The sequence below is a fragment of the Piscirickettsia litoralis genome (genome assembly GCF_001720395.1).
Classification (GTDB): Bacteria; Pseudomonadota; Gammaproteobacteria; order Piscirickettsiales; family Piscirickettsiaceae; genus Piscirickettsia; species Piscirickettsia litoralis.
Genome location: NZ_MDTU01000004.1, coordinates 77760 through 80826 on the forward strand (window position 1 = coordinate 77760; position 3067 = coordinate 80826).

At 38.8% G+C, this 3067-nt stretch carries 5 protein-coding genes; 3 read left to right on the forward strand and 2 right to left on the reverse strand.

All coding sequences use genetic code 11. From position 1 onward, the window contains the following. The 3 genes from BGC07_RS17060 to BGC07_RS17070 all read left to right on the forward strand — a co-directional run. Positions 1-368: phage antirepressor KilAC domain-containing protein (locus tag BGC07_RS17060; protein ID WP_201258191.1), on the forward strand; the 368-nt coding region annotated here is incomplete at its 5' end. Positions 369-507: 139 nt separating this feature from the next. After that, the gene (locus tag BGC07_RS17065) at positions 508-813 is read left to right on the forward strand and encodes a hypothetical protein (protein WP_069314269.1); all 306 of its coding nucleotides are present in this window, start codon (positions 508-510) and stop codon (positions 811-813) included. Beyond that, entirely contained in the window at positions 803-2659 is a 1857-nt protein-coding gene (locus BGC07_RS17070; RefSeq protein WP_235603479.1) for a hypothetical protein, read from the forward strand. Before BGC07_RS17065 ends, BGC07_RS17070 begins: the two co-directional genes overlap by 11 nt. A 68-nt stretch (positions 2660-2727) precedes the next feature. Here the strand turns inward: BGC07_RS17070 and BGC07_RS23560 are convergent, their stop codons facing one another. Together BGC07_RS23560 and BGC07_RS19830 are read right to left on the reverse strand one after the other, a co-directional pair. After that, complete coding sequence (locus tag BGC07_RS23560; RefSeq protein WP_268801730.1) at positions 2728-2856, reverse strand: hypothetical protein; 129 nt, start codon at positions 2854-2856, stop codon at positions 2728-2730. A gap of 45 nt (positions 2857-2901) precedes the next feature. Next, the coding region (locus tag BGC07_RS19830; protein WP_139121831.1) for an integrase core domain-containing protein at positions 2902-3067 on the reverse strand (166 nt) is incomplete at its 5' end.

Here is a 3067-nt window from a genome sequence, read left to right on the forward strand (position 1 = left end):
GAATATCTGAATCCACCGGCAGCCTCTGCATTACCGATGCGGCAAAAGATCTCCAAATACGCCCGAAAGGCTTATTTACTTGGCTAAGCAATAATCGCTGGATTTATTGGAGAACTCCTAAAGGCTCATGGATAGCTTACCAAGACAAAGTAATGCGTGGGCTACTTGAGCATAAAATCACTGTCATTGAACGCGGTGATGGGACAGAAAAAACTACTGAACAAGTGCGAATCACAAGCAAAGGACTAACTAAAATCGCAGAAAGCTTTGCCAACAATGAGCAAAACATCTCAGTAAGCGAAGTTATGAATAATACCGCTGAATTTTGGGGTAGAATCGGGAAAAACTTAAGTTGTCAAAGGATTTAAAGCAGTTCTGTTTCGTTAGTATGCGTTGCTCTGAGCATGGGGGAAATATATATTAACTTTTACGGTAGTTCTCCAGAAGCACCATAAATAGAAAATATGATAATTAAGCATATACATATATGTTTAAGGTGTTGTAGATATGAATCCAGGTGAGTTGTTAGTAATTGGAGCGACGTCAGTTCGAGCTATTCGTAGAAGTGTTAAATATTCGGAGAATGTTCCTGAATTATACAAAAATAGAGCAACTCGTTATTTTTGGTCTGATAGACGTAAAAACTTAGATATAGCACCTACATCTTTTTATAGTGCTAGAGCTAGAAGGGTTTTGGATGTAAAAGTTGGCTTCTGCGATGAGCTGGGGTGTGTCACAACATATCTTGCAGGTATGAATCTTGACCAGGTAGGAAAGATTCATATGTCAGGGAGTACAAACTTTGTCGACTGAACTCTACCAACAACAAGATAAACATAGAAGAAGTCCAACGATAAAGTACTACTTAGGGCCCTTTACTCCAAAAGGGTCTGCTAGGTTATATTGGAATAGAGCCCTCCTAGAGCTAGAAGACATACATGATCTGACACCCCCACTTAAACAATTTCTAGATCTTAAGTTTAAAGGTGATTCTGAAATGTCCAATAAGCTGAAAAAAGCTGTTACTTCTGGAATTAGCGAAGAAAATGTTGCTGATATTATGGATGCAGGGATGGATTGGATGTATCTGTTCTGCAGTCTGTATAATGTGGTAGCTCCTTTTGTAAAGCCTTTAGCTTTAGCAATGCCTCATGTTGGTGTAGCTTGGAATATTTTCGACTCACTTGGAGCAGTTGCTATTGCTGCTAATGAAGGAAAGCAGGCTGATAACTGGGCTAAAAACGTTAACATACTCTCTGCGATTCAGCTATCAGCTTGCACTGCAGTTACGATTGCTTCTTTGTGTTTGCCCGCAATAGCAGCCTTAAGTGTAGCAGGAACAGCGACTGGGGGCTTTGGTTCTGCAGCTGCAACGGCTGTTTCTTTGGGCCTGGAGTCCCGTGCAGTTAATTTATGTGATGCACGTATAAAGTATTTGGTTAATAAAGAGATAAGTAATAATAATATTACAGAGAAGTATAAAGAATGGCGTCAAGTGGCGGATCGCAATGATACAAACTGGTATAGTATAAATGAAAAATTCAATAAATATATTAACTATAGGAAGAATCAGCAAGAAGAAAAAAAGAAATGTGAAGACCTTGATAAGGCTTTACAGCAACTAGAAAAAAACTTAACAATACAAGGCAAAGAACCAGAGAAATTACTTTCAGTGAAGCTATGCCGTAGCCAAATTAAAGAGCGCCAGCTTCACGATAGATTACGCTCAACTTTGAAATTCTGCACAGCGGCTATGACGGCCGTTGCAGTGGTTGCTGTTGTGTCTGCTGCTGTTGGAGCAAGCGTTACAACATGTGGAATTGCAACTGCAGTGGCAGCATCTGCAATTGCTGTTGGTAGTATTGCATATAGGTTTTACCAAAAGAAACAAGACCAAAAGTCTGAGCCTGGCAATGTGTTAGATCGTGAGACAAAAGAATTAAATGATATTCGAGATTTTGTCAGTTTAGATGAGAGTGATGATACGAGAGAAAATTCAGAAAAAGTAAAATTGTATAAGAAGCTTTATGACAGCGGTATCTTTGACCAGTATGCTAGTAAAATTTACGATGTGGAAGTAAAATTTATAGAAAGCCCTCAAGGACTATTAGTAGATGAGAGTAAATTTAGAGAGTTTAATCAGTTCTTAGATAAACTATCTGAAAAAGTTCAGCCTCAACAGTATAGAGATATTTTACCATCTGTTGTAAGTTTGTTTTTACAAGGAGAAGGTAGTGAGCGATGGAGTTGCTTAGAAGAAGATTATTTGGCTCGTTTTCCATGTCCTTCATTTCCCTATAGCTTAGACCCTATTAAGAGAGTCTCTTTTTCTGATGTTAGCCCATATGTTGAAGACTCTGTTAATAGCTATTTAGCAAATTATGTAGCGGATCTCGCTCATAAGCAAAAGCTTACTGCTCAGCAAAAGGTGGATATCTATGAACAACATAAGAATAACTTAATTAATTTACGGTTGAAAATACAGGAGTCTTGGCCTTGTCGAAAAGATAAAAGTACTAACATCATGAGTGATGATGAAATTAAAACGTTATTAGACCAACAGAGACAACAGAATAGTAGAGAAACTCCAATGCTTATGATGCAGTCCTTCCGTAATACGTCACATAATCACTCAGAAGAGATGAGTTATGGCTTTTAAGGGTACTCTTGCGAGTGTGGGCCTTTGTACGGTGTAACTGGGATGGTGGAAATATGCTGATTGCGGCTCTATACCGCCATTAAATTCTCTAAAAAAACATTATTGGGTGAGCGATAATCCAAACTCGCTCTTCTTCTTGCGTTCAATGTATGCTCTATTTTTGCTATTCCTTTGTAAGTGGTCAGCAAAATGCACATGACCTTACCCCTTGAGCTAGACCAGTCGATCGTAGAGTTAGGTTATTATGCAACTATCTTTGCATAATGTGAAGGGGGTAAATAATTGAGTGAGCTGTGAGGCCTCACCTCATTGTAGTGTTTGCGCCATTTATCAATCTCAATTTTAGCTTCGTCTAATGTTCTAAACCAGTGCTGGTTGAGGCAGGCAGTACGGAATTTACCATCAAGG